The following is a 19526-nucleotide window of genomic DNA, read 5'->3' as shown; positions in this document are numbered from 1 at the left end:
GCGCCCGGCGGACCTGAAACCGACACCGCCGTGAGCGGTGAACACGGCGCCGTGAGCGCCGGTGAGCACCCGGTGAACACCCCCGCCGCCGGTGCCGCTGAAACGCCCGCCGGTGTCCTTGAAACGGACCCGGACGTGGTTGAAGCGCCGGTGCTGCCCGACCCGATCGCGCTCCCCGCTCCGCTCCGGGACGCGCACCGCTCCACCGCCCGGTGGGCCGCCGACCGGTTCGTGAGCGCGCTCCGCAGGATCAGCCCGGCCGTGGTCCTCGACCGGTGGGGACAGCCGGTCGGCATCCCCGACTACGGCTCCCCCGCCTTCGCCGCCCTCCCGCCGGGCGACCCGCGCCGCGAGGCCGCGCTCATCACCGCCGCCGAGGCCTGGCGCCAGCAGGCCGAGACCGCCCCGGAGTTCATCCACGCCAGCCTGCGCAACGCGCTGGTCTCGGGCGAGCAGGCCCGCGCCGCGTGGGTGGCCGAGGACGAGGCCTCCTGGAAGGAGCTGGTGCGCACGGTGCGGGCCTGGTCCAACCACCCGACCGCGCTGGAGCTGGCCGAGCGCCGCACCCGCGCCGCCGAAGCCGCCCACCGCCCCGTGGTGGCTTCTCCGGCCTGGCCGCCGGTGGCCGTCCCCGGCCGCCCCGGCTGGCACCGCCACCGCCACCCCTCCGGCCGTCAGGTCGACCTGCCCGACACCCAGCCCCTTGCGGAGAGCGCCTGATGCCCGTCGAACTCCACCTCGCCACCACCCCTGACGGCCGACCACAGGCCCGACCGAACCCGATGTACGACCCGGCGCCCGGGATCGACCGCCCCTCGCGGCCGGGCCCGGTGCCGGACCCGGAGGTGTTCTGCGGCTGGGCCGGGGACACCGTCCGCGACCTCGACCCGACCACCGAGGCCGACCCGGTGGGCGTTCTGGTGAACCTGCTGTCGGCCGGCGGGGCCGCGATCGGGCCGGGGCCGTTCATGTGGATCGGCAACGACCGCCACCCCGCCCTGATCTGGGCGCTGACGGTCGGCGCCACAGCCGCGGGAAGGAAGGGCGCCGCCACGAACACCGCGAAGCGGCTGTTCAAGGCGGCCGTGCCGGACTTCATCGCCTGCAACATGCGCTCCGGCCTGTCCTCCGGTGAGGGCCTGATCGAGATGGTCCGCGACGGCGACGGCGACAAGGACCCCGGCGTGGTCGACAAGCGCTTGTGGGTGGTCGAGTCCGAGTACGGCGTCACCATGGCCCGGGGCCGCCGGGAGGGATCGTCTCTGAGCGGCATCCTGCGCCAGGCGTGGAACGGCGAAGACCTGGGCGTCATGAACCGGGACGCGCTGCACGCCACCGCCCCGCACATCGCCGTCATCGGCCACATCTCCCCGCGTGAGCTGCGGGCGAAGATGCAGGACGCCGAGATGGCGGGCGGCACCTACAACCGGTTCCTGCCGGTCTTCGTGCACCGCAACCTGCTCGACCCGGACGGCGAAGGCGCCCCGGACGGGCTGATCGACAACCTCGCCACCGCGTGGAAGACCGTGCTCACGGACGCCCGCCGGGTCGGAGAGGTCCGGCTCGACCCGCAGGCCGCCCAGCTGTGGCGGGAGGAGGTCTACCCGGCCTTGTGCGGGGACGAGGGCGACGAAGGCCCCATCGCCGAGTTCACCGCCCGCGCCGCCCCCTACGCCAAGCGCGCCGCCATGGTCTACGCCCTGCTCGACCACACCGACCGCATCGGCGAAGCCCACCTGCGCGCCGCCTGGGCCTTGGTCCGGTACGCCCGCGCCAGCGCCGCCCACATCCTCGGGCCGACCGCCGCCGCCAGCACCGGTGACCCGCACCTGGACAAGCTCATCCAGGCCGTGAAGACCGCCGGGCCCTCCGGCATGACGCAGTCCCAGGTGCAGGTGCTGTTGAAGCGGCTCAACGCCACCCAGCGCGCCGACGTCACCTCCCGGCTCTGCCAGTTGCCCGGCTTCGCCGCCGCCCAGCTCTCCACCGGCGGACGCCAGCAGACCACCTACCTCTACGCCCCGCCCGACTGAGGAGCGGTCCGAAAAGGCCGGAAAGGCCGGAAAGCCCTCTGACCTGCGAAAACAGCTGCCGGAAAGTGGTCCGGAATGGTCCGGAAAGTGGTCCGCGATCCCCCCGGCCCGAACCTCCCGGACCCTTTCCGGACCATTCCGGACCACTTTCCGCCACGCAAAACCCCAGCTCAGACCCCTTTACGGCCTTTCCGGCCTTTCCGGACCACCCCCGGACCCGAACGGAGACCACCCCATGACCTGCCCGACCACCACCCGAACCACTCGACCGGCCACCCGGACGGACACCCCACCGGCCGCCACAACGCCCCGGGCCCGCTCCCCACCAAGCCCCGGCCGCCCTCCCGACAGCCACCCGGCTAGCGCCACCGGTCGCTAGACCTAGCACCCCCGCTAGCGTCCACCACCGCCGTGACCAGCCGCCCAGCGTCTAGCACCCCGGCCGGCCGAAGCCCGCGAACCGGCCACAACCCGGCACGACACCCCACTCCCGGCCGCTAGGGCCGGACGACGGACCCGCGTCCCGCCCGGTGACTGCCCGTGATCTCCCACCCCCCACCCCCCACCCCGGAAATGCCACCCCCCACCCGCTCAGGGGCCCAGGAGGACGTTCTCCGGCCGGGTGGGGGGTGGGTGGGAGGTCACTCTCCGCGCTCATCATCACCACCCGCTCCGCCCCTCCGGCCGCCCCAAGCACGCGTGCACGCGTACGCGCGAGGGGCTCAAAGGCCGCCACCCAGCGTCACGAAGGCCCGGCATCCCGACCGTCAGGCCCCAGGTGTCAGAAACCGCCTGACACCGCTGACGGCCAAATCCCTAGACCAACGCGCACGCGCGCGCGAGAAACCCCCGTCTGACACCCATGCCTGACGCCTCTGACACCCCTTCCTGACGCTCCTGACACCCCCTCCGGCGCCGATTCTGACGCCTCTGACACCCCCGACCAACCACACGAAGGCCCGTTCTGACGGTCCTGACGCCTCTGACACCCGCCCTGACACCCCGGACGCCACTACCCACCGCAACCACCCCGGTCAGCCCGACCACCGCCCGCTCGCCCCACCTGTCACCTGTCGCCTGTCACCTGTCGCCCCCACCCCGAAACAGGGCCCCGCAGCCCCAAAACCACCCTCTGACCTGCGGACGACAGGCGACAGGACAGGTGACAGGCGACAGGTGACAGACAGGCCCGACCCACCCGGAGGACACCGTGACCAACCGCCGCACCCCGGCCGACCCGCGACCCACCGTGGTCGTTCTCCCCACTCGATTCCTCACCCCCGAGGACCTGGTCGTCATGTTCGACCTGCCCTCGGTGGAGACCGTCTACCAGTGGCGCCGCAAGCGCACCGGCCCGCCCGGCTTCCGCGCCGGCCGACACCTCCGCTACCACCCCGACGCCGTCGCCCAATGGGTCACCGACCAGACCCAGCAGGCCGCCTGAACCACCAGGGAGGCGCCAGGGAGGCAGGGAGAAGTCCCTGAGCGCCTCCCTGGCCATCACCCTCCCCCCCACCAGCAGGAACAGCTCCGCAGGGAGGCAGGGAGGCGCCCCCGGGCACCCCGCCGACAGCCCCGAGCCCACCCTCACGGGCCGCTGGCGGCCTCCCTCCCTGCCCCACCAACACCTCGACCCAAGGAGCGGCCCCATGGCCGGACACATCCAAGACCGCTGGTACAAGACCGAGAAGGGCCCCGACGGCAAGCCGCGGCGCGTCCGCACCGACCGCTATGGCACGGGCAAGCGCTACCGGGCCCGTTATGAAGGCCCGGACGGCAAGGAGACCAGCCGGAGCTTCCCCGACCGGCAGAAGCGCCTGGCCGAGAACTGGCTGATCGAGATCGCAGCCGACATGTCCCGGGGCACATACACCGACCCTCGGGCAAGTCGGCTGACCTTCCGTCAGTTCGCGGAGAACTGGCTCAGCAGCCACCAGGGCGACACCAACGAGCGGGGTGCGCTGGAGCGGCACCTCCGGCTGCACGTCTTCGACGTCATCGGCTCCCGGCCGCTCGTCTCGTTCCAGCCCGGCCACGTGCGCACCTGGCTGACCAGCCTCCCGAAGACCGCCCCGGCCGCCTCCTACCAGCGGATCATCTACGGAACGGTGTCGGCTGTGTTCAGCGCCGCCGTGGACGACGGCCTGATCCCCAAGAACCCGTGCCGAGTGAAGTCCGTCCGGATGCCGAAGGCGGAGCCCACCCGCGTCGTCCCCTGGACGCCGGACCAGGCGTTCACCGTTCAGGGGGCCCTGCCGGAGCGTTTCCGGGCCATGGTCGACCTTGGCGGCGGGTGCGGCCTCCGACAGGGCGAGATTTTCGGGCTGCCGGTCGAGGAGATCGGGTTCGATGGCGGCTGGCTCACCGTCCGGCAGCAGCTCAAGCGGGTGCGGGGGAAGTTCGTCTTCGCCCTCCCGAAGCGGGGCAAGATCCGCGACGTACCGTTGCCTCCGGCCGTGGCGGCGGCGCTCCGGGAGCACATGAAGCGCTTCCCGCCGGTGGAGATCACCCTTCCGTGGGGAGCGGTGGACGGGCCGCCGGTGACCCGCAAGCTCGTCTTCACCGGGGCGACGCAGGACTTCGTCCGCCCGAGCCACTTCGACGACCACCTGTGGAAGCCCGCCCTGGCCGCTGCTGGCATCATTCCGGAGGCCTCGAAGGGGGAACGGTACAAGAGCGCCCGCGAACACGGCATGCACGCCCTGCGGCACTTCTACGCCTCCGTCCTGCTGGACGCCGGCGAGAACATCCGGGCCCTGAGTCAGTACCTCGGTCACGACGACCCGGGGTTCACGCTGCGGGTCTACACCCACCTGATGCCGAGCAGCGAGAGCCGCACCCGGAACGCCGTGGACGGCATGTACCGGGCCTCCGGCAAGCTGCTTGACGGCCCCGAGACGGCCCCAGGGGCCTGACGCGGCCCAGGATCGGGGCATGTGGCCAGGTCAGAGCCATAGAGGCAGGGGAAGTCGAAACTACCTGTACTTCTTCCCGCTGTTCACCGGGCAGACGATCCCGCTGCAGGACTGGCGCTCCCGGATGTGGTTCAACAGCTGGATCTGACGCCGCGGCCGGGCGGGCGGCCGCTCGGGCGGACCACCTGCACACGCTTCCCGCGAATCGTCCGTACCCGGTCCACGACACGTACCAGATCCGTCACAAGTCCCCGGCCTTTCGTCGGCGGACCGATCGGCCCTGCCTAGGGTGGGAGGCGTACCGCGTTTCCGGCCCCGCCGGTTGCGCCCGGCCGCGATACCCCTGGGGGCTCAGCACCATGCGCAGTGGCGCGAAGATCGGCATCATCACCGGCGTGTCCATCGCCGTCCTCGCGGGCGGCGGCTACGGGGCCTACAGCCTGATGGGCTCGGACTCCGGGTCCTCCGGCGACAAGAAGCCCCGCACGGTGGTGGCCGAACCGCCCTCGGCCGATCAGGCCGCGGCCGGTGCGAAGGACTTCCTGGCGGCCTGGGCCTCCGGCGACATCGCCAAGGCGGCCTCGCTGACGGACGACCCGGCGGCGGCCACCACCGCGCTCACCGCCTTCAAGGACCAGGTGAAGCCGAGCGCGCTGACCCTCGCCCCGGCCGGTCCGGCCACCCCGCAGGCCTTCGCCTCGGCCACCGGCACCCCGGCCCCGGCCAAGCCCGGCGGCGCGGCCTCGGCCACCCCGTCCGCGACCGGCACCCCCGGCGCCACCGACTCGCCGTCCGCCGCCGCCACCGGGCCCACCGGCGTGCTGATGGGCTTCAAGGCCCGCGCCGAGTTCGAGGGCACCAGCCGGGTCTGGGACTACAACGGCTTCCTCGGCGTCGTGAAGATGAGCGACAACACCCCGGCCGTGCACTGGGCCCCCTCGGTGATCCACCCCCACCTGTCCGGCAACGAGACCATCGCCACCCAGCAGGTCTTCGCCCCGCCGTCCACCGTGGTGGACCGCAACGGCAAGCCGCTGCAGGGCGCCTCGCTCACCCCCGCGCTGATGGCCGCCCTGCAGGACAACGCCCACAAGCTGCTGCCGCCGGACCCGAACAAGGACAAGGACGCGGGCAGCGCGGTGGTGATCACCGACCCGTCCGGCAAGACCGCCGCGGACAAGCTGTTCACCATCGTCGAGCCCAAGCCCGGCCAGCCGTTCAAGGTGACCATCGACAACACCCTCCAGGCCGCCGCCGAGAAGGCGATGACCGACCTGGGCGGCAAGCAGGGCTCGATCGTCGCCCTCGAGCCGAGCACCGGCCAGGTGCTGGCCTTCGCCAACGCCCCGGCCACCGGCCAGAACCGGGCCTTCACCGGCCTGCTCGCCCCCGGCTCGACGATGAAGATCGTCACCTCGACGGCCCTGCTGGAGGCCGGGCTCACCCCGGACTCCACGGTGGCCTGCCCGGAGAAGAGCAGCAACCCGGTCGCGATCCCGAACGACTTCCCCGGCGCCTTCCCGGACAACACGCTCCAGAAGGACTTCATGGTGTCCTGCAACACCGCCTTCATCAACCAGGGCCTGACCAGCCTCAAGCCCGAGACGCTGTCCGGCACCGCCAAGGACGTGTACGGCATCGGCCTGGAGTGGAAGACCGGCCTGCCGAACGCCGACGGCAAGATCCCGGCGACCCCGGGCAGCAAGGACGAGCAGGCGATGAACTACATCGGCCAGGGCAAGGTCCAGATGAACCCGCTGGCCATCGCCTCGATCACGGCGACCGTCCAGAGCGGCGGGTTCAAGCAGCCCATCCTGGTCGCCGGCCTGCCGCAGCAGCAGGCGGCCCGGCAGATCTCGCCGGACGTCGCCGCCAAGCTGCGCGCGATGATGAACGCCACCGCCGTCGGCGGCACGGCCAGCCAGGTGATGGCCGGGATCACCGACAACGCGGGCGCCAAGACCGGCTCCGCCGAGGTCCAGGGCGCCTCCACCACCAACAGCTGGTTCACCGCCTTCCGCGGCAACCTGGCGGTCGCCGCCGAGGTCCAGGGCGGCGGCCACGGCGTCGACGCGGCGGGCCCGGCGGTCGCCTCGCTGCTCAAGACCGGCAACAAGTAGCCCGGGTACACCCACCGCCCCGAGCGCCCCGGAGAGGCGGGCGGGCGAACGACAGAGCCCGCTCCGCCGACCCGGCGGAGCGGGCCCCCCGCGTCCCCGGCCCGGCTCAGCCCCTCGGCAGGGCCGGTTCCGGCGCGTCCGGCGCGGGCCTCGGCGGCACCGGGCGGCGGCTGGTCCAGCGCCGGGCGGCCAGCCGGGGCCAGATCACCAGCACGGCCGGCAGCGCCAGGTACCCGAACCGCCCGGCCGGGGCGAGCGTGAAGGCGATCGCGAGCCCGGCGGCCAGCAGGTCGGCGGCGGCGATCGCGGAGACCGGCGGCCGGGCCAGCAGCCAGATCGCCACCCCGACCAGGGCCATGGTCATCAGCGCCAGCGAGACGGTGTGCCCGGTCGGCCCGAAGCCGGCCAGCACCTTGCCGGGCAGCGGGCTGCCGGCCGGGGTGCGGATCGCGGTCATCCCGAGCGGGAAGCGCACCACCTGGTCGCGCAGCGCCTGCGGCTGGGTCAGCACGGACGGCAGCAGCACCGCCGCGCTCACCCCGACCCCGATCAGCGCGGTGCGGGCGGCGGGCCGACGGCCGTACAGCCGCCACAGCAGCAGGACGGCCACCGGCAGGGCCGGCCAGGCGGTCCACTTGAGGCTGCAGGCGAGGGCGAGCACCAGTCCGGCGGCGACCGTGCGGTCCCGCTCGGCGAGCGCCATGGCCAGGCAGCAGACCCCGATCAGCGGCAGGTCGACCCCGCCGACCACCAGGGCGAGCGCTATCAGTGGCGAGGCGGTGAGGACGGCCAGCGGCAGCAGCGGGGCGCGGTCCCTGGAGGGCCGCAGCAGCCGCCAGGCGGCCAGCAGGCAGACGACGAAGGTGAGGGCGAACCAGATCCGGGCGTCCCCGGCGACCCGGGCGAAGGCGGTGGAGCTGCCGAGCAGCTGGCGGGGCAGTCCGAACAGGGACATCGCCGGGAGGTACGGGTTGTAGTCGGTGACCACCACCGGGTGCGGGAGGTAGACGTCACCGGTGGTGAGCAGCAGGTGGGCCGAGCGTTCGACCACCATGACCTCGGACTGGTGGCGGCCGGTGACGGCGAGCAGTCCGAGCGGCGCCAGGACGGCCCCGAGCAGGGCGACCACGGCGGCGGCCTCGGCCGCGAAGCGGCGCGGCAGGGTGAGGCAGAGCAGCCCGGCCACCACGTAGGCGGGGGCCGCGACGAGACCCCACAGCCGCTGGTTGGCCAGGTCGGAGACGAGCGGGAAGGCCGCGGCCCAGCCGGCCGCGATCAGACAGCCGAGCAGCTGCACCCAGCGCAGCGAGGCGAGCCGGGCGGGATTCCACCGATCGAGCGTGGGCGGGAAGGTGCTCTCACCACGCTGTCGGGGGAACGGACGGGGCGTGGCGCCCCTCGCCGGTGGCCCGGGTCTGGCCGGGAGTTCGGTGCTGATGGTCGGGGCCGGCGTTCTGGCGCGGCCGGTGAAGCGGCCGCGCGGGCGGGAGAAGCCGGGCGTGCGGGTGCTCACCATGGTGGAAGGTTATGGCGGCCAACCGGGCCCTGTCGCCATCGCCTCGGGCCCCGTTCGGCACGCTACGCGCGTAGGGCCGCCGGGTGTCGTACCGGGCGGCGGCCCTTCACGATTGGGTAACGGCCGGTCGGCCGACCGGTCAGCCGGCGCTGCTGTCGGCCGGGACGCCCTGCTGTCCGGCCCGCTCCAGCCGGGAGTGCTTGATGCTGTAGCCGAAGTAGACGACCACGGCGACACCGAGGGCGATCGCCCCGGCCCGGAAGGTGTCGGCGTGCAGGCCGGTGATCAGGTAGACGCAGAAGCCGATGCTGATCAGCGGGATGACCGGGTAGCCGGGGACCTTGAAGCCGCGCGGCAGGTCGGGCTGGGTGCGGCGCAGGACGATCACGCCGATCGAGACCACCGAGAAGGCGATCAGGGTGCCCAGGCTGGTGATGTCGGCGAGCACGTTCAGCGGGATGAACGCGGCCAGCGCGCCCACGCCGACCCCGACCACCAGGGTGTTCCAGACCGGGGTGCCGGTGCGCGGGGAGAGTGCGGCGAAGCGCTTGGGCAGCATGCCGTCGCGGCCCATCGAGTACAGGATGCGGGTCTGGCCGTAGATCACCACCAGGGTGACGCTGAAGATCGAGATGATCGCGCCGACCGCGAAGAGCATCGCGGGCCAGCTCTGGCCGGTGATGTCCTGCAGGATCTGGGCGAGCCCGGCCTCCTGGCCCTTGAAGTCCTGCCAGGGCTGGGCGCCGATGCCGGCCAGGGCGACCAGGATGTAGAGCAGGGTCACCACGACCAGCGAGATGATGATCGCCATCGGCATGGTGCGGCGCGGGTCCTTGACCTCCTCGCCGGCGGTGGACACCGCGTCCAGGCCGATGAAGGAGAAGAAGATGCTGGAGGCGGCCATCTGCACGCCGCCGATGCCCAGCGGCATGAACGGGGTCAGGTTGCCGGACCGGAAGCCGGTGAGCGCGATGCCGACGAACAGCAGCAGGATGACGATCTTGATCCCGACCATGGCCGCGTTGACCTTCACCGACTCGCTGACGCCGCGGACCAGCAGGAAGCAGATCATCGCGACCAGCAGCAGCGCCGGCAGGTTGAACCAGTGGGTGGCGTCCGGCGCGCCGGACAGCTGCTCGGGGATCTTGACCCCGAAGGACAGGTCGAGGAACTTGTTCAGGTACTCGGCCCAGCTGACCGCGATCGCGGAGGCGGAGACGCCGTACTCCATCAGCAGGCAGATGCCGACGCCGAAGGCGACGCCCTCGCCGAGGGTGGCGTACGCGTAGGAGTACGAGGAGCCGGAGACCGGGATCGCGGAGGCCATCTCGGCGTAGCAGAGCGCGGTGAGCCCGGCGGTGACGGCGGCGATCACGAAGGACAGGATGACGGCCGGCCCGGCGTCCGGCACCGCGGTGCTGAGCACGAAGAAGATGCCGGTGCCGATGGTGGCGCCGATGCCGATCGCGGACAGCTGCCAGAGGCCGATCGAGCGGCGCAGGTGGATGCCGGAGCGTCCGCCCTCCTCGGGGGCGCCGGCCGGGAGGCCGTGGCCCTCACTCTCCGCGATCAGGGTCGCGACGGGCTTGCGTCGCAGCAGACGTGCACCAAGGGTGTTGCTGGCCAAAACGGCGGTCCTTCTAGGCGGGGGAGGGTGTCCTAGGGGCCGGTCACCCGTGGCACCGGGGGGTGTCTTCGGGGACCAACCGAACAAACATGGGACAGTACCCCGCGAAGACACCAGTGTCGCAAACAAACAATACCGATCGGCGCATTGTACGAATCGGCACATCAGACATAACAAACCGGACACTTCGCACCCGTCGCACCTCCGGCCGTTCCACTTGAACGTCCAGCTCAGCCCGCCCGATTGGCCTCAGCGGCCGAGCACCGCCCGCAGCACCGCCCGGGCGATCGGAGCGGCCAGCGCGCCACCGGTGACATCCGTGGCGTCACTGTCCGCGACCACCACGGCCACCGCCACCGGCGGCACCGCGTCCGAACCGGCCGGCTTGGCCCAGGCGATGAACCAGGCGTACGGCGTCCCGCTGTTGTCCACCCCGTGCTGGGCGGTGCCGGTCTTGCCGCCGACCACCGCCCCGTCGATCCGGGCGTTGCCGCCGGTGCCCTTCTCCACCACGTCGGTCATCAGCCGCCGCACCTGCCCGGCCACCGCCGGGGTCAGCGCCCGCCGGTACACGGCCGGCTTCATCCGCTCCACCTCGGTGCCGTCGCTCCTGGTCAGCCGGTCCACCAGCTGCGGCCGCATCACCGTCCCGTCGTTGGCGATCCCGGCCGCGACCATCGCCATCACCAGCGGGGTGGCCGCGGTGTCGAACTGCCCGATCGAGGAGAGCGCCAGCTGGGACGGGTCCATCGCGGTGTCCACGTTGGAGCGGGCCGGGCGCACCGGCACGTCCAGTCTCGGGTCGTTGAAGCCGAAGCCCTCGGCCGTCGCCACCAGCTCGGACAGCCCGCTGCGCACCCCCAGGTAGCCCAGCACGCTGTTGCAGCTGACGGTCATCGCCGTGTCCAGCGAGAGCCCCGGCCGGTCGCAGGCCGCGCTGTCGTTGACCAGCGGCGTGGTCGTCCCGGGCAGCACGTACGGGAAGGGCGCGGCGGTGGGCGCGTCCGGGTCGGTGACCACCCCGGCCGACAGCGCCGCGGCCGCGGTGACCACCTTGAAGGTCGAGCCCGGGGGGTAGGTCTGGCGCAGCGCCCGGTTGAGCATCGGCTGGTCGGTGTCCTCCTGCAGCCGGTTCCAGGCCGTCTGGTCGGCGCCGGCGGACCCGGCGAAGGAGCCCGGGTCGTACGAGGGGGTGCTGGCCAGCGCCAGGATCCGCCCGGTGGCCGGCTCGATCGCGGCCACCGCGCCCTTCTGGTCGCCGAGCCCGCGCATCGCGGCCTGCTGGGCCGCCCGGTCGATCGTGGTGTACACGTCCCCGCCGGGGTCGCGCCGACGGGAGACCGCGTCCCAGAGCGACCAGCCGCTCAGCCGCCCGTCGGTGCCGGTCAGCAGGTCGTCCTCGATGCCCTCCAACTGGCTGTTGCCGTACGCCTGGGAGGCGAAGCCGGTGACGGCGGCGTAGGTCGGGCCGTCGGCGTAACCGCGCTTGTACGCGTACCGGCCGCCGGTCGGGCGGGAGCCGGTCACCGCCTGGCCGCCGACCAGGATGTCGCCGCGCGGCTGGGCGTACCGCTCGACGGTGAGCCGCTGGTTGGCCTGGTTGCGGTCCAGGCCGTCGGCCTCGAACACCTGCACCCGGGTGGCCTGCACGCACAGCGCCCCGACCAGCAGCAGGCAGAAGGTGGCCGCCCGCCGCCCGGTGACCGAGATCCCGGGCAGCCCCTGCGGGCCGTTGCCGCCGGGCCGGACCCCTCCGGGCCGGACTCCTCCGGGCCGGTTCCGGGCCATCACACCCCCTCCGGAGCGGGCCGCCGGGCGTCGTCGCTCATCCGCACCAACAGCGCCACGATGATCCAGTTGGTGACCACCGAGGAGCCGCCCTGGGCGATGAACGGCATGGTCATCCCGGTCAGCGGGATCAGCGCGAGCACCCCGCCCGCCACCACGAACACCTGCAGCCCGACGATCGCCGCCAGCCCGATCGCCAGCAGCCGCCCGAACGGGTCGCGCAGCGCGATGCCGGTCCGGAAGCCGCGCGAGACCAGCACCGCGTACAGCAGGAACACCGCGGTCAGCCCGGTCAGGCCGAGCTCCTCACCGATGGTGGCGAGGATGAAGTCCGACTTGGCGGCGAAACCGATCAGCACCGAGTGCCCGTTGCCCAGCCCGGTGCCCAGCTCGCCGCCCCAGGCGAAGGCGAACAGCGACTGGGCGATCTGGTTGGCGCCCCGGCCGGCCGTGATCGAGCCCAGTGGGTCCAGCCAGTCCACCACCCGGCTGTGCACGTGCGGCGAGAGCCAGCCCACCGTCACCGCGCCGACCGCCGCCAGCCCCAGCCCGATCGCGATCCAGCCGGTGCGCGCGGTGGCCACGTAGAGCATCACCACGAACAGGCCGAAGTACAGCAGGGCCGTCCCGAGGTCGGTCTCCAACACCAGCACCCCGACGAAGGCCGCCCAGATCATCAGCACCGGCCCGAGCACCCGCCCGCGCGGCAGCTGCCAGCGCCAGACCCGGCGGCCGGTGAGCGCCAGCGCGTCCCGGTGCACCGCCAGGTAGGCCGCGAAGAAGACGGCCAGCAGGATCTTGGCGAACTCCCCCGGTTGGAAGGACAGCGGCCCGACGACGATCCAGATCTGGGAGCCGTACACCGGCGGGAACAGGATCGGCACCACCAGCAGGACCAGCGCCAGCAGCGCCCCGACGTGGGCGTAGCGGCGCAGCCGCCGGTGGTCGCGCAGCAGCAGCACCACGGCGGTGAACAGCGCCACCCCCAGGGCCGACCAGAGCAGCTGGGTGGAGGCGGCCTCCCGGCCCGGGGTGGCCCGGTCGAGGCGGTAGATCACCACCAGCCCGATCCCGTTGAGCAGCACCGCGATCGGCAGCAGCAGCGGGTCCGCGTACCGGGCCCGCCACCGGATCACGCCGTGCGCCGCCAGGGCCAGCACACCGAGCGCGGCCCCGTACTGGGCGGCGTCGGCGGGCGCCTCGCCGTCCAGGTCGACGCCGACCTCGACGTAGCCGAACACGGCGGCCAGGACGGCGGTCAGCACCAGCACCAGCTCGGTGGTGCGCCTGGTGGGCACCGGCCGGGCGGGCCGGGCGGCGGATCTCGTCACGGCGGAGGGTGTCGCCACGGACCGTCCTGGGAGGGGAGGCGGGAGTCGAAGGGGCCGACCGGGTCCGGGCACCGGCACCCCGGTTCGTCACCCTAACGAGCGTTGTCCCCAGGTATCTGCTGTTCGTCACGGTGTGTCCGCCATTGCCGCTTCCACCCCTACCGGGCCCTCACTCCGGCCGCCGCCCGGCCAGCGCCGCCACCCCGGCCCCGACCGCGGCCGCCAGGACGAGGGAGAGCAGCAGTTCGCCCCAGGGCACGGCGAGCCGCCCGGTCCGGGCCGCCGCCACCAGCCCGCGCACCGCCGCGTTGGCCGGCGAGACCGGCACCACCAGCGCCGCCGCGGCCAGCCCGAGCGCCGCCAGGATGCCGTACGGCGAGCGGACCAGCACCGGGCGGTTGCCCAGCGCCCCGGCCAGCACCCCCAGCAGCGCGCACACCACCGAGGTCGCCAGCCCGGCCGGCAGCGCCCGGCCGACGCCCGGGTCCTGCCCCGCCCCCGGGTTCGCCACCGCCCCGCTGGTCCACCACAGCGCCGCCACCTCCCCCACCGCCAGCAGCAGAGCCGCCGTCAGCGCCGCCAGCAGCGCCCCCAGGTGCACCCGCGCCGGGCCCGCCACCGCGACCAGGCAGGCCCGCGAGGCCGGCGGCTCCGCGGTCAGCGCGCTGCGCACGAACCAGGCGCTCACCGGCACCAGCAGCCCCGCGCCGAAGCCCAGCCCGCCCAGCAGCGGGTCCCCCGGCGTCACCCCGATCACCAGCACCAGCGCGAACGCCAGGAACGGCGGCAGCCAGGCGTGCGAGCGCACCAGCAGCTCCAGGTGGTACCGGGTCAGCGCCCCGACCTGCCTCACCGGGCCACCTCCCGACGACGCACCGCCAGCACCCGCACCGCCGGACGGCTCACCAGCAGGGCTCGCAGCAGCGCGTCCGAGTGCGCGGCCGGCACCGCCAGCCGCACCGCCGTCCCGCCCAGCGGGGTCGGCTCCGGCGCGCCGGGCAGCCGCTCCGGCAGCGGGGCGCCGTCCGGGAGGTCCAGCTCGATCTCCATCACCGGCCCGCCCCGGTCCACCGCCACCGGCTCCTCGGCCGGTTGCAGGCCGCCGCCCGGGCCGACCCGGTACGCCGCGCTGGTCCGCCCGGCCAGCCGGGCCGGGTCGTGGTCCACGAACAGCACCGTGCCGCCCGCCGCCGCCCGCTCGGCGGCCGCGTCGTCCAGCACCGCCCGGGCCCGCGGGTCGAGCCCGGTCCAGGCCTCGTCCAGCAGCAGCACCCGGGCCTCGGCGATCAGCGCCTGCGCCACCGCGACCTTCTGGCAGGTCCCCTTGGACAGCCGGCTCAGCGGGGTGCCCGCCCGGTCCGCGATGCCGAACCGGTCCAGCCACTCCCCGGAACGCCGCCGCGCCGCCTCCGCCGACAGCCCGTGCACCCGGCCCACCCGCAGCAGGTACGACGCGGCATCGAAGGGCAGCGCCGGCGGGAAGCGCTCCGGCACGTACGCCGCGGCCCCGGGCCGCACCACCCGGCCGGTGCTCGGCCGCTCGATCCCGGCCGCCAGCCGCAGCAGGGTCGACTTGCCGCTCCCGTTCGCCCCGGCGATCCGCACCAGCTCCCCCGGCCCGACGGCCAGCCGGACGTCCCGCAGGATCCACCGCCCGCTCCGCCCGTACCGCTTGCCGACCCCGGCCAGCTCCATCCGCGCCCCGCCTCCATCCGGTCCCCCCGAAGGCTATCCACCGCGGGTAAGGCCGCCGTGAGCATCGCGTCGCGCAATCCCCCGGCCACGCGCCGGAGTTCACGCCGGGGCAGGTGGGGGCACCGTCCGGTCCCGTTTGGCCTTGACGAACTGATGATCCCTAGGATCGGCCGGGTGAATACCGGACGACGACCGAAAACCAGGCTCGGCAGCCTGCTGGCCGCCCTGGCGATAACGGGCGCCTCGCTGCTCCTCGGCCTGCCCGCCCAAGCCGACGAACCCTCAGCCGGCGCCTCATCCGCACCGAAGGAGGCCCCCAAGGTCGATCTGATCCTGGACGTCAGCGGCTCCATGAACATCGCCGACATCCAGGGCAAGAGCCGCATCTCGGTGGCCCAGCAGTCGCTGAACGAGGTGATCGACGCCCTGCCCGCGGAGACCGAGTTCGGCATCCGCACCCTCGGCGCCACCTACCCCGGCAACGACAAGAACGTCGGCTGCCAGGACACCAAGCAGCTCTTCCCGGTCGGCAGGACCAACAAGGTGGAGGCCAAGACCGCGGTCGCCACCCTGCGCCCCACCGGCTGGACCCCGATGGGCCTGGCCCTGCGCGGCGCGGCCCAGGACCTCGGCAAGGGCGACGCCACCCGCCGGATCGTGCTGATCACCGACGGCGAGGACACCTGCACCCCGCCCGACCCGTGCGACGTGGCCCGCGAGCTCGCCGCCCAGGGCATCCACCTGGTGGTCGACACCCTCGGCCTGGCCCACGACGACAAGACCCGCCAGCAGCTGCTCTGCATCGCCAACGCGACCGGCGGCACCTACACCGACGTCCGCACCCCGCAGCAGCTCACCGACAAGGTGAAGCAGCTGGTCGACCGCTCCAACGACACCTACACCGTCAACCCGGTCAAGACCGCCGGCACCGACAAGTGCGAGAGCGCCCCGGTGCTCACCCCCGGCGTCTACAGCGACCGGGAGAAGTTCTCCGAGCACCGCGTCTACAAGGTCCCGGTCAAGGCCGGCCAGGAGCTGCGCGCCTCGGTCAGCGTGGGCCTCGACCGCGCGGTGGCCCGGGACTACGGCGTCCTGCTCCAGGCCACCAGCGCCACCGGCCAGGAGCTGGTCCGCGGCACCGACGCCGGCAGCAACCGCACCGACGTCATCTCCACCGGCCTGCGCTGGTCCACCGCCGACTCCCAGGGCTACGTCACCGCGAGCCCGACCGCCTCGGCCAAGGACAAGCCGGACACCGCCGTCTGCCTGGTCGTCAGCAACTCGCTGGCCCCCCAGTCCGGCGTCCAGGCCGACCCCGGCATGCCGCTGGAGCTGACCGTGGACCTCGCCTCCGCCTCGCCCGCCCCCGAGGGCGCCGCGATGGGCCTCGGCCGCGGCTGGATCCTGCTGCTCACCCTCACCCTGGCCGGCCTGGTCTTCGGCCTGGTCTCCGGCTGGATCGCGCGCTGGCGGATCGCCGTCTGGCGGGAGAACTGATCATGCGTACGACGATCCGCGGCGCCCTCGCCGCCCTCGCCCTGCTGCCCGCCCTCGCGCTGGGCACCCCGGCCGCCTCCGCCGCCTCGCCGTCCCCCACGGCGACCGCGAGCGGCACCCCGGCCCCGGCCACCAAGGCCGGCACCTCCTTCCTGACGGCGGTCAACCTCTCCCCCGGCCAGGACGCCGACGTCGCCGCCTCTACCGGCGACTACCTGTACTGGGCGTTCGGCGCCTCCGAGGGCCAGACCCCGACGGTCAGCCTGACCGTCAACCTGGCCCCGGCCGCCGACCGGCACGGCCCGCAGACCTGGAGCGTCGAGGTCTTCGACGGGCTGCGCCGCCGCCAGGCCTGCACCGCCGGCACCCAGAACGCCACCGGCGACCAGAGCGCCACCAGCGTGGCGCTGAACTGCACCCTGCGCGAGGTCCGCACCTGGGCCGAGCCGTGGTCCGGCGACCCGCTGCCCGGCACCTACTACGTCCGACTGTCGGTCACCGACGCCCCGCAGCCCGACCTCGGCCTGGCCGCCACCGCCCAGCTGCACGTCGCCGCCAAGGGCAACGCCGACAACGCCCAGCCCGAGGGCGGCGAGCTCAAGGCCCCGCTGGTCCCGCCGGTCGGCGGAGGCGCCAGTACGGCCAAGGCCGCGGCCCCGGTCGCGGAGAAGGAGCACTGGTACACCGGCTGGTTCTCCGGCTGGAACAGCCGCTGGTACTGGACCATCGGCGGCGGCTTCCTGGCCGCCCTGGCCGGCGTCCTCGGCTACCACCTGACCCGCCACCCGCGCGGCCGACGCCCCGGCCACCACGGCGCCGTGCCACCCCAGGGCTCCCAGCACGACCACTACGCCGAGCGCCCGTAACCCCGCCCGCCCGAGGGCCGGCCGGACACCTTCCGGCCGGCCCTCCGGCATGTCTACGCTCGAAGCATGCAGCCGCGCGGCCGGATCGTGGTCGGCGTGGACGGCTCCGCCCCCGCCCGCGCCGCCGCCCGGTGGGCGGCCCGGCTGGCCGGCCTCACCGGCGGCCCGCTGGAGGCGGTGGCGGTCTGGGACTTCCCCTGCCTGTTCGGCGAGCACGGTCTCGTCCCGCCCGCCCTGGACGGCTTCGAGCCGGAGCGCCGCGCCGCCGAGATCCTCGCCGAGACGGCGGCCGACTGCGCCCGCCCGCTGCGCCGCCGCCTCACGGCCGGGCCACCGGGCCCCGCCCTGGTCACCGCCGCCGCCGGCGCCGCCCTGCTGGTCCTCGGCAACCGCGGCCACGGCACCCCGCCGGACGCCCCGCTGGGCACCGTCGCCCAGTACTGCCTGTGGCACGCGCCCTGCCCGGTGGTCATCGTGCGCGCGGCCGGGCTCAGCCCTTGAACAGGTTGTGCCCCACGTCGGACGGCACCTCGTCCTGGACCGGCTTGCTGCCCGGCCCCGGCACGTGCTCGCCGGGCACCGGCTGGTCGCCCTCGCGGTGCAGCAGCACCACCCCGTCCTGGGCCCAGATCTGCCGGTAGCCGTGCGCCAGCAGCAGCTGGATCCGCTCGGCCTGCTCCTTGTCCGTCTTGAACGGGAAGGACCGCTTGTCGGAGCGGGTCAGCACGTAGTCGCGGCCCCGCGGCGTGCCGTCCACCAGCACCACGTCGGTCCGGGCGGTCAGCCGCGGCGCGATCTGGTTGTCGGCCTCCACCGAGGCGCCGTCCGGGATCAGCGCGGCCGCCCGGACCAGCGCGGCCTCGCTCGCCCTGGGCTCCCAGGAGGACGGCACCGCCAGCTGCAGCAGCCCGATCGGCACCGCCGCCACCAGCGCCACCCCGACCGCGCCCAGGCCCAGCAGCCGGGCCCGCCGCCGGGTCCGCTCGGGCCGCTCGGCGCTGCTCAGCCGCCCCAGCACCTCGAGGGTGGCGGTCAGCAGGACGGGCCAGAGCATCGAGTCGTAGTGCCGGGCGATCGACCAGTGGTTGGGGTTGCTGGAGAGGATCCGCTCGGCCAGCAGCGGCAGCATGCACAGCACGGTGGCGGAGCGCAGCGGCAGCAGGAACAGGGTGCCGAACAGCCAGAGCAGCAGCAGCGGCTTCAGCGGCTGGTCGAAGGCGGTCTGCACCAGCAGGAACGGGTCGTGCAGCAGGTTGGTGACCGCCTGGCCGCCGTCCTTGCCGAGGGTGTCGTAGTTCCAGTAGTAGCCCGGCTCCCCGCCCATCGCCGGGATCAGCCACTTGATCGCCACCGCGGCGGCGACCGGCCCGCCCAGCAGCAGGCCGATCCCGGTGAAGCGCCCGGCGCGGTCCGCGGTGCGCCGGGTGCGCAGCAGCAGCACCAGCCCGTACGCGCCGACCAGCAGGCCCAGGTCCTCCTTGGTGCAGCACAGCAGCACCGCGGCGAGCAGCACCGTGCCGTAGCGGCGGGCCTGGCCGCGCTCCAGCATCAGGAGAATCAGCGGGACGGCGAAGGCCACCTCGTGGAAGCCGACCCGGGAGGCGACCAGCAGCGGCCAGCCGAGCGCGTAGGTCAGCCCGGCCAGGTCGGCGGCCCGGCGGGCGGTGCGCGGCTCGGCGGCGGCGAAGGAGTGCGCGGCGATCCGCCGGATCAGCGGCACCCCGAGCGCGAACAGCAGCGCCTGTCCGATGATCAGCGAGCGCGGGTCGTCCCAGATCCAGTACAGCGGCGCGAGCAGCGCCAGCACCGGGGAGAAGTGGTCACCGAGCAGCGAGAACCCGGGCGGGAACTCGTGGTGGTAGGACTTCAGCGTGGAGACCGGCAGCCCGAAGTGGGCGTAGCCGCGTATGCCCTGGTCGAAGATGCCGAGGTCGAAGCCGCCGAGCGAGACGGAGGCCCAGCCCTGCATGCCGATGGCGCACATCACCGCGAAGCACAGCAGGCTGAGCAGCAGGGTGCGCCGGGCGGGCGTGCCCAGGACGGTCGCGGCCCTGCGGGCGGCGGCGGGTACGGCGGCCCGGGGCGTCGGCGGGATCGCGGTCTGGGTGGTCACGTCGGCTCTGGTCCGTCTCTGGTCC

General features: G+C 73.7%; 15 protein-coding genes. 8 read left to right on the top strand and 7 right to left on the bottom strand.

Annotated features, from left to right (window positions below):
• The first annotated feature begins 135 nt into the window (after positions 1-135).
• The 5 genes from ACZ47G_RS18520 (at position 136) to ACZ47G_RS18500 (ending at position 7068) form a co-directional block, all read left to right on the top strand.
• Positions 136-720 carry a hypothetical protein gene (locus tag ACZ47G_RS18520; RefSeq protein ID WP_465743888.1) on the top strand — a complete coding sequence of 195 codons (585 nt, stop codon included), beginning with the start codon at positions 136-138 and terminating at the stop codon, positions 718-720.
• Complete coding sequence (locus tag ACZ47G_RS18515) at positions 720-2033, top strand: DUF3987 domain-containing protein (protein WP_465743886.1); 1314 nt, start codon at positions 720-722, stop codon at positions 2031-2033. The genes ACZ47G_RS18520 and ACZ47G_RS18515 overlap by 1 nt, the downstream gene beginning before the upstream one ends.
• 1210 nt (positions 2034-3243) lie before the next feature.
• Positions 3244-3477 carry a helix-turn-helix domain-containing protein gene (locus ACZ47G_RS18510; protein ID WP_465743884.1) on the top strand — a complete coding sequence of 78 codons (234 nt, stop codon included), beginning with the start codon at positions 3244-3246 and terminating at the stop codon, positions 3475-3477.
• A gap of 205 nt (positions 3478-3682) precedes the next feature.
• The gene (locus ACZ47G_RS18505; protein ID WP_465743882.1) at positions 3683-4948 is read left to right on the top strand and encodes a tyrosine-type recombinase/integrase; all 1266 of its coding nucleotides are present in this window, start codon (positions 3683-3685) and stop codon (positions 4946-4948) included.
• Between the two features lie 359 nt (positions 4949-5307).
• Positions 5308-7068, top strand: coding sequence for a penicillin-binding transpeptidase domain-containing protein (locus tag ACZ47G_RS18500; RefSeq protein ID WP_465743880.1), 1761 nt, complete (start codon positions 5308-5310; stop codon positions 7066-7068).
• A 106-nt stretch (positions 7069-7174) separates the two neighbouring features.
• On the opposite strand, the gene ACZ47G_RS18495 is transcribed toward ACZ47G_RS18500, so the two are convergent.
• From ACZ47G_RS18495 to ACZ47G_RS18470, 6 genes are all read right to left on the bottom strand, one after another.
• On the bottom strand, positions 7175-8584 hold the full coding sequence (locus ACZ47G_RS18495) for a glycosyltransferase 87 family protein (RefSeq protein WP_465743878.1): 1410 nt from the start codon (positions 8582-8584) through the stop codon (positions 7175-7177).
• A gap of 139 nt (positions 8585-8723) precedes the next feature.
• On the bottom strand, positions 8724-10376 hold the full coding sequence (locus ACZ47G_RS18490; protein ID WP_465743876.1) for an APC family permease: 1653 nt from the start codon (positions 10374-10376) through the stop codon (positions 8724-8726).
• Between the two features lie 84 nt (positions 10377-10460).
• Positions 10461-11999, bottom strand: a complete 1539-nt coding sequence (locus ACZ47G_RS18485; RefSeq protein ID WP_465743874.1) for a penicillin-binding transpeptidase domain-containing protein — start codon at positions 11997-11999, stop codon at positions 10461-10463.
• Positions 11999-13330, bottom strand: coding sequence for an FtsW/RodA/SpoVE family cell cycle protein (locus ACZ47G_RS18480; protein ID WP_465743872.1), 1332 nt, complete (start codon positions 13328-13330; stop codon positions 11999-12001). Before ACZ47G_RS18480 ends, ACZ47G_RS18485 begins: the two co-directional genes overlap by 1 nt.
• Before the next feature lie 169 nt (positions 13331-13499).
• On the bottom strand, positions 13500-14183 hold the full coding sequence (locus ACZ47G_RS18475) for an ABC transporter (RefSeq protein WP_465743870.1): 684 nt from the start codon (positions 14181-14183) through the stop codon (positions 13500-13502).
• On the bottom strand, positions 14180-15025 hold the full coding sequence (locus tag ACZ47G_RS18470; protein WP_465743868.1) for an ATP-binding cassette domain-containing protein: 846 nt from the start codon (positions 15023-15025) through the stop codon (positions 14180-14182). The genes ACZ47G_RS18475 and ACZ47G_RS18470 overlap by 4 nt, the downstream gene beginning before the upstream one ends.
• Before the next feature lie 174 nt (positions 15026-15199).
• Here ACZ47G_RS18470 and ACZ47G_RS18465 point away from each other — a divergent pair, with 174 nt between their 5' ends.
• The 3 genes from ACZ47G_RS18465 (at position 15200) to ACZ47G_RS18455 (ending at position 17889) form a co-directional block, all read left to right on the top strand.
• A complete protein-coding gene (locus ACZ47G_RS18465) occupies positions 15200-16522 on the top strand; it encodes a VWA domain-containing protein (protein ID WP_465743866.1) in 1323 nt (440 codons plus the stop codon).
• Positions 16523-16524: 2 nt separating this feature from the next.
• Positions 16525-17388: a peptidase gene (locus ACZ47G_RS18460; protein WP_465743864.1), complete on the top strand. Its 864-nt coding sequence runs from the start codon at positions 16525-16527 to the stop codon at positions 17386-17388.
• A gap of 66 nt (positions 17389-17454) precedes the next feature.
• On the top strand, positions 17455-17889 hold the full coding sequence (locus tag ACZ47G_RS18455; RefSeq protein WP_465743862.1) for a universal stress protein: 435 nt from the start codon (positions 17455-17457) through the stop codon (positions 17887-17889).
• On the opposite strand, the gene ACZ47G_RS18450 is transcribed toward ACZ47G_RS18455, so the two are convergent.
• A complete protein-coding gene (locus tag ACZ47G_RS18450) occupies positions 17879-19501 on the bottom strand; it encodes a DUF2079 domain-containing protein (RefSeq protein WP_465743860.1) in 1623 nt (540 codons plus the stop codon). The genes ACZ47G_RS18455 and ACZ47G_RS18450 overlap by 11 nt on opposite strands.
• Between the last annotated feature and the right edge of the window lie 25 nt (positions 19502-19526).

The sequence above is a fragment of the Kitasatospora sp. NPDC030952 genome (assembly GCF_055571335.1).
This window is presented reverse-complemented; position numbering and strand designations above follow the sequence as displayed.

What these genes read in the sequence shown, in the direction of transcription:
- ACZ47G_RS18485 (WP_465743874.1), bottom strand. Translation starts at nt 11,999, where the DNA reads ATGGCCCGGAACCGGCCCGGAGGAGTCCGGCCCGGAGGGGTCCGGCCC.
- ACZ47G_RS18490 (WP_465743876.1), bottom strand. Translation starts at nt 10,376, where the DNA reads ATGTGCCGATTCGTACAATGCGCCGATCGGTATTGTTTGTTTGCGACA.
- ACZ47G_RS18500 (WP_465743880.1), top strand. Translation starts at nt 5,308, where the DNA reads ATGCGCAGTGGCGCGAAGATCGGCATCATCACCGGCGTGTCCATCGCC.
- ACZ47G_RS18515 (WP_465743886.1), top strand. Translation starts at nt 720, where the DNA reads ATGCCCGTCGAACTCCACCTCGCCACCACCCCTGACGGCCGACCACAG.
- ACZ47G_RS18470 (WP_465743868.1), bottom strand. Translation starts at nt 15,025, where the DNA reads ATGGAGCTGGCCGGGGTCGGCAAGCGGTACGGGCGGAGCGGGCGGTGG.
- ACZ47G_RS18455 (WP_465743862.1), top strand. Translation starts at nt 17,455, where the DNA reads ATGCAGCCGCGCGGCCGGATCGTGGTCGGCGTGGACGGCTCCGCCCCC.
- ACZ47G_RS18460 (WP_465743864.1), top strand. Translation starts at nt 16,525, where the DNA reads ATGCGTACGACGATCCGCGGCGCCCTCGCCGCCCTCGCCCTGCTGCCC.
- ACZ47G_RS18495 (WP_465743878.1), bottom strand. Translation starts at nt 8,584, where the DNA reads ATGGTGAGCACCCGCACGCCCGGCTTCTCCCGCCCGCGCGGCCGCTTC.
- ACZ47G_RS18505 (WP_465743882.1), top strand. Translation starts at nt 3,683, where the DNA reads ATGGCCGGACACATCCAAGACCGCTGGTACAAGACCGAGAAGGGCCCC.